The sequence below is a fragment of the Actinoplanes subglobosus genome, assembly GCF_042650585.1.
In the GTDB taxonomy this organism is placed as follows: Bacteria; Actinomycetota; Actinomycetes; order Mycobacteriales; family Micromonosporaceae; genus Actinoplanes; species Actinoplanes subglobosus.
Map to the genome: position 1 here is coordinate 641,859 of NZ_JBHSBL010000005.1, position 6,499 is coordinate 648,357.

A 6,499-nucleotide genomic window follows, 5' to 3' on the forward strand; every position below is an offset into this window, starting at 1 on the left:
CGACCGGGAGGAGTTCCGGAGCGGCCGGGGTCTCGACGGGGAGGCGGCGCAGGCGGCGGGCCTCCCGCCGGGACTCGACCATCGTGTAGAGGACCGGGATCAGCACCAGCGTGAGCAGGGTGGAGCTGACCAGCCCGCCGATCACCACGACCGCGAGCGGCTGGGAGATGAAGCCGCCCGCCCCGGTGATGCCCAGCGCCATCGGCAGCAGCGCGAAGATGGTGGCCAGGGCGGTCATCAGGATGGGCCGCAGCCGCCGGAGCCCGCCTTCGACGACGGCCTCGGTGACGGTCATGCCGCGTTCGCGGTACTGGTTGACCAGGTCCATGAGCACGATCGCGTTGGTCACGACGATGCCGATCAGCATCAGGATGCCGATGAGGGCGGCCACACCGAGCGGCGTGCCGGTGACCAGCAGCAGGGCGACCGCGCCGACGAACGCGAACGGGATCGACACCAGCAGGATCAGGGTCTGCCGGATGCTGCGGAACACCGCGACGAGGATCAGGAAGACCAGGGCGATGGCGACGGCGATGGCGAGGCCGAGCTGCGCGAAGGCCTCCGATTGCTGAGAGACGACACCACCCGTCTCGTACGACGATCCGGCCGGCGGCGTCAGCCTGTCCAGGGCGGCCCGTACCGCCGTGCTGGCCGCGCCGGTGTCGTCGCCGACAGGTGTGACGGTGACGGTGTTGGTGCGTTCGCCGTCGATGCGGGTCCGCTGGGCGGGCCCGTCGACCTCGGTGACGGTGGCGACCTTGTCCAGGCGAACCGGTCCGGCCTGGGTCATCACGGTGACGGCCTTGAGGGCGTTCAGGTCGCCGGGCGCGGTGGCGCCGGTGCTGACGACGACGTCGTGCTGGGTTCCGTCGAGGGTGACGCGGGTGACGGTGGCGCCGGAGACGGCCTGCCGGAGCGCGCCGACGACGGCCTGGTCGGTGAGGCCGTAGCGGGCGGCGGCCTCACCCTTGGCGACGATGCTGATCTGCGGGGCGCTCTCGGCCAGGTCGCTGGTCACGTCGGTGACCTCGGCGACGCCGGCGAGGGCTTCGGTGACCTGCGCGGTGGCGGCTTTCAGGGTGGCGTCGTCGTCGGCGCGGACGGACACCTCGATGCCGCTGCCGCCGAATCCGCCGCCTCCGCCACCGACGGTGATCTCACCGGCGCCGGTGATCGCGGCGATCCGGGTCTCGAGGGCGTCCTCGACGGCCACCGCGTCGGCGCCGTCGGTCAGGTTGAGGGTGTAGGAGACGCTGTTGCCGCCGCTGCCGCCGCTCAGGAATCCGCCGGACGAACCGATCCGGACCTGGTACGACTCGACGCCGTCGAGCCCGGCGAGCGCGGCCTCCACCTGCTGGGCGGCTTTGTCGGTGGTGGCCAGGTCGGTGCCGGGCGGCAGGGTCTGGCTGACGCTGAGGGTGCCTTCGCCGGACTGGTCGATGAAGCTGGTCTTGAGGGCGCCGGCCATCGCGACGGTGCCGACGAGCAGGGCCGCCGCGACACCGAGGACGGTTTTCCGGCGGCGTACGGAGAACGCGATCACCGGCAGGTAGATGCGCTGCAGGCGGCCCTGCCGCTCCTCGGCCTCGACACGCTGCCGGTAGGTCTCCGGGTCGACGCCGGCCGCGTCCTTCGGGGCTTTCAGGAACCAGTAGGCGAGCGCCGGTACGACGGTGAGCGACACGAGCAGTGACGCGAGCATGGCCACGGTCACCGTGATGGAGAAGGAGCCGAAGAGTTCACCGACCATGCCGGAGACGAACGCGATCGGCAGGAACACGGCGACCGTGGTGAGGGTGGAGGAGGTGACGGCGGAGGCGACCTCACGGACGGCGGTGATGATGGCGTCGCGACGGTCCTCGCCGTACCCGAGATGCCGTTTGATGTTCTCCAGGACCACGATGGAGTCGTCGACGACCCGGCCGACGGCGATGGTGAGACCGCCGAGGGTGAGGATGTTGAGCGAGTAGTCCTGCGCCCACAGCACGATCAGGGCGATCAGCAGCGACAGCGGGATCGACACGGCGGTGACCAGGGTGGACCGTGCCGACCGCAGGAACAGCACGATGATCAGGACGGCCATGAGCAGACCGAGCCCGCCCTCTTCGAGGAGGCCGTCGACGGACTCCTTGACGGCGGGGCCGTTGTCGGACACGACGGTCAGGGCGGCGCCGGCGCCGAGGTCCTCCGTCAGGCCGGGCAGCAGGTCACGGACGTCGGAGGAGATCGAGGACGAGCTGCCTCCGTGGTCCATCGTGACCGAGATGCCGAGACTCGGTTCCCCGTTGGTCCGCGTGATGGAGGAGGCCGGGCCGTCGGACAGCCGTACGTCAGCGAGGTCATGAAGTTGTTGTGGGGTTGAGCCGGTGGCGATCCAGAGGTTCCTGATCTGGTCGATCGAGGTGACCGGGCCGCCGACGGCGAGGCTCAGGTCGCGGCCGCCGGACGTGATCGAGCCGGCCGAGGAGGTGCCGCCGAGGCCGCTCAGGGCGGTGACGATCGCCTGGGTGCTCGCCGGCTTCGACGGGGTGATCGTGAGGACCTGGGTGCGGGCGCCGGAGACGGACACCTCGTTGACGCCGTCGACGGCCTGCAGGGCCGGTACGACCTTCTGGGCGAGCGTGTCGGCGGTGGTGCCGGTGGCGGCGAGCGTGATGGTCGGCATGTCGCCGGTGCTGCCGGTCATGACCTGCGGGTCGACGTCCTGGGGGAGGCGGGCGCCGAGTTTTCCGACAGCCTGTTCGACTTCCCGGGCGGCGTCGTCGATGTCGGTGTCGAAACCGAACGACAGCATCACCGTGGCGGTGCCCTGCCGGGACGTGGAGGTCATGCCCTCGATCCCGGTCAGGTTCTGCACGGCCTCCTCGAGCGGCACGGTGACCTGCTGCTCGACGACTTCGGGCGCGGCGCCGGGGTAGGAGGCGACCACGGATACGGCCGGGAACGACAGGTCGGGCAGCAGCTGCTGCTTGAGGGAGGCCGCCGCGTAGCAGCCGAGGGCCACGACGAGGGCCGCGATGATGGCCACCAGTTTGCGGTTGGCCAGACTGAGGCGAGCGAATATCGACACCCGCAAAGTCTCGGATCCACGGCCGCCGTAGTCGTCGTCCAGCGGCGGGCGGGGAGGCTACCGCGAGTGCGGTAGCCGGGCGTTGGCAATACCGCCGCCGTGGTCACTGACAGCGGCTTCTCAGCCTGCTCTCAGCCGCGGGACACGTTGACCAGTCCGCTCTGGTAGGCGACGACCACCAGCTGGGCCCGGTCGCGGACGCCGAGTTTGGCCATCGCCCGATTGACGTGGGTCTTCGCCGTCAGCGGGGACAGGAACAGCCGTTCGCCGATCTCGTCGTTGGTGTAGCCGTGCGCGACCAGTACCAGCACCTCGCGTTCGCGCTGGGTCAGGTCGTCCAGCGGCACCGAGGTGACGGCCGGTCCGGGGCCGGGCTGGCTCTGCAGGTGGTCGAGCAGTCCGCGGGTGGCACGTGGGGAGAGCAGGGCGTCGCCGGCGGCCACCACCCGGACGGCGTGGATGAGTTCGTCGGCGCCGACGCCCTTGCCGAGGAACCCGCTGGCCCCGGCGCGCAGGGCGAGCATCACGTTGTCGTCGTTCTCGAACGTGGTGAGCACCAGGATGCGCACGCCGGCCAGGTCGTCGTCGGCGGCGATGCGGCGGGTCGCCTCGATGCCGTCCATGGCGGGCATCCGGATGTCCATCAGCACCACGTCGGCCCGCTGCTGCCGGGCGAGTTCGACGGCTTCGCGGCCGTCCATGGCCTCGCCGACGATCTCGATGTCCGGTTCGGAGTCGAGGATCATCCGGTAGCCGGCGCGGATCAGCGCCTGGTCGTCGGCCAGAAGGACGCGGATCACGATTTTTCCTTGAGTAAGAGGACAGAACGTACGGTGAAACGGTGGTCGGGGGTCTCCTCCACGGAGATGGTGCCGTCGGCTGCCGCGGCTCGTTCCCGCATCCCGACGATGCCGTATCCGGAACCGGCGGCACGCCCGGACGCGACCGGGTTGGTCACGGTGATCGTCAGACTGGCCGGCGACCAGGCCAGGGCGAGGGAGGCGGACCCGGTGCCGTGCTTGTGCGCGTTGGTCAGGGCTTCCTGCACGATCCGGTAGGCGGCCAGATCGGTCACCGCCGGCAGTTGCCGCGCGGTGCCCGTGGTGTCGGCGGTGACCGCCAGCCCGGCCGCCGCGACCGTCTCCAGCAGTGCCGGCAACCGGGACAGGCCCGGTGCCGGCTCGGTGCTCACCACCGGATCGTCGGACTGCCGCAGCACCCCGACGATCGACGACAGTTCCTTGAGCACGTCGTCGCCGGCGTGCCGGATCAGGTCGAGCGCCGGCCGCACCTGCTCGGGCCGCCGGTCCAGCAGGTGACTGGCCGCGGCGGCCTGCACGCTGATCACCGCGATGTGGTGGGCGACCACGTCGTGCAGTTCCCGGGCGATGCGCAGCCGTTCCTGGATGACCCGTCGCCGGGCCTCCTCCTCACGGGTCTGCTCGGCTCGCCGGGCGCGTTCCTCGACCTCGGCCAGGTAGGCGCGGCGGCTGCGGGTGGCGTCGCCGAACGCCGTGGCCATGCCGAGGAACGTCAGCGTCGGCACACTGTCCAGCACGAACGGGTCCTGCCGGCGCAGTGCGTCGGCCACGTAGATGGCGCTGCCGCAGCCGGCCACCAGCAGCAGGGTGGTGCGCCGGTCGGTGCGTGACGCGACGGTGTACGCGACGATCCCGCTGGCCAGGATCAGCAGTGGATGCCGGTGCTGGGTGATCGTGTACTGCGCGACCAGTCCGGCGGTGACGATGATGAGGACGGTGCGCGGGAACCGCCGCCGCCCGGCCACCGCGCCGACCGCGACGACGGCGGCAACCCAGTCGGTCGTCGTCATCGGCCGGTCCCGGGGCAGCCCGTCGGCCCGCCAGTAGATGAACAGCGACAGGGCGAGCAGCAGCGTCGCGAGCGTGGTGTCGACGGCGGTCGGGTGCCGGACGGCCAGGGCACGTAACCCGGCCCGGCGCGGGAGGACGGTTTCGCTGACCATGGCCCGATCAACGGTAGTGCCCGCCGGTGGTCCGGGCGTCGTCCAGTGGCGGTAGCGGCCGGTACCGCCGCTGAAGTAATCGCACCCCCGTCCACCTGGGGTTCATCTTCCGTTCCCATGAGATTCACAGGATTCATCGAGGTTGCTCTGTCCTCGCTATCCATAGATATGGGGCATGACGTCCCTGCACTCGTTCAACCGGTACGAGATCAAGTACCTGCTGCCCAGCGACCAGGTCCCGGACCTGCGCCGGGAACTGGTCGGCCGGATGGATGCCGACAGCCACGGTTCCGATGGCGGTTACGGCGTGTGGAGCACCTACTACGACACTCGTGACCTGCGGTTCTACTGGGAGAAGATCGAGGGCCTGAAGTTCCGCCGGAAGCTGCGGGTCCGCCACTACGGCGACCGGAACGACGTCAGTGACGACACAGAAGTGCACGTCGAGATCAAACAGCGGGTCAACCGGGTCACCCAGAAACGGCGGGTGGCGCTGCCGTACCACCTCGCTCGTGATCTGTGTGACGGCCGGCGGATGGTCGACCACGAACCGCGACAGACCGCCTTCCTGGAGGAGGTCCTGGAACTGATCTCGACGCTCGACCTGCGGCCGGTCGCGATGACCGGCTACCAGCGGGAGGCCTACGTCGGGCGGGACGCCGACGTCGGTCTGCGCGTCACCCTCGACCACCGGGTCCGCGGCCGGGACCGCGACTTCCACTTCTCCGCCGATGCGGAGAACCGGCTGATCGTGCCGGCCCGCCTGTCGGTGGTCGAGTTCAAGGCCAACGAGCGGGTGCCGTACTGGCTCACCGATCTGGCCGCCCGCATGAACATGTCGATCGTGCGGGTCTCCAAGTACTGCCAGAGCGTGGAGGCCTTCGGCCGGGCCCCGCGCAGCATCTTCCACATCCCCGATTCCGAGACTGTCGAGGTCTGACCCATGCCCTTCGAAGTACAGGACCTGTCCGGCACGTTCAGTGTCGGTGACATCGCCATCGCGCTGTCGCTGTCGTTCCTGCTCAGCGCGTTCATCGCCTGGGTCTACCGGTTCACCCACCGCAACGTGTCGTACTCCCAGTCGTATGTGCAGACGCTGGTCATCCTCGGCATGCTGATCGCGCTGATCATGCTGGTCGTCGGTTCCAACATCGCGCGGGCGTTCGCGCTGGTCGGCGCCCTGTCGGTGGTCCGGTTCCGGAACGCGATCAAGGAGACCCGTGACGTCGGGTTCATCTTCCTGGTGATGGGCGTCGGGATGGCCGCCGGCACCCGCTTCTACACCCTGGCGATCGTCGCGGCGGTGGCGATCAGCCTGATCATTCTGGTGATGTACCGGTTCAACTGGTTCGCCTCCAACGTGCAGCGCCAGGTCGTCAAGGTGCAGGTCCCGCCGGACGGCAACTACACGCAGAACATCCAGGACGTGCTGATCGGCCTGACCA

The 6,499-nt window shown here is 69.6% G+C and carries 5 protein-coding genes (1 of these 5 running past the window's edge); 2 read left to right on the top strand and 3 right to left on the bottom strand.

Features of this window, described 5'->3' with window-relative positions:
* From ACFO0C_RS06245 to ACFO0C_RS06255, 3 genes are all read right to left on the bottom strand, one after another.
* Positions 1-3,070, bottom strand: the 5' portion of a protein-coding gene (locus ACFO0C_RS06245; protein ID WP_378065543.1) for an efflux RND transporter permease subunit. It extends 44 nt beyond the left edge of the window; only the first 3,070 of its 3,114 coding nucleotides appear in the window; the start codon lies at positions 3,068-3,070; its stop codon lies off the left edge, out of view.
* 131 nt (positions 3,071-3,201) lie between these two features.
* On the bottom strand, positions 3,202-3,870 hold the full coding sequence (locus ACFO0C_RS06250) for a response regulator (RefSeq protein ID WP_378065544.1): 669 nt from the start codon (positions 3,868-3,870) through the stop codon (positions 3,202-3,204).
* Positions 3,867-5,054, bottom strand: coding sequence for a sensor histidine kinase (locus ACFO0C_RS06255; protein WP_378065545.1), 1,188 nt, complete (start codon positions 5,052-5,054; stop codon positions 3,867-3,869). The genes ACFO0C_RS06250 and ACFO0C_RS06255 overlap by 4 nt, the downstream gene beginning before the upstream one ends.
* Positions 5,055-5,229: 175 nt before the next feature.
* Between ACFO0C_RS06255 and ACFO0C_RS06260 the strand changes: the two genes are divergently transcribed.
* Together ACFO0C_RS06260 and ACFO0C_RS06265 are read left to right on the top strand one after the other, a co-directional pair.
* Positions 5,230-5,994, top strand: coding sequence for a polyphosphate polymerase domain-containing protein (locus ACFO0C_RS06260; protein ID WP_378065546.1), 765 nt, complete (start codon positions 5,230-5,232; stop codon positions 5,992-5,994).
* Between the two features lie 3 nt (positions 5,995-5,997).
* Positions 5,998-6,499: DUF4956 domain-containing protein (locus ACFO0C_RS06265; RefSeq protein ID WP_378065547.1), on the top strand; the 502-nt coding region annotated here is incomplete at its 3' end.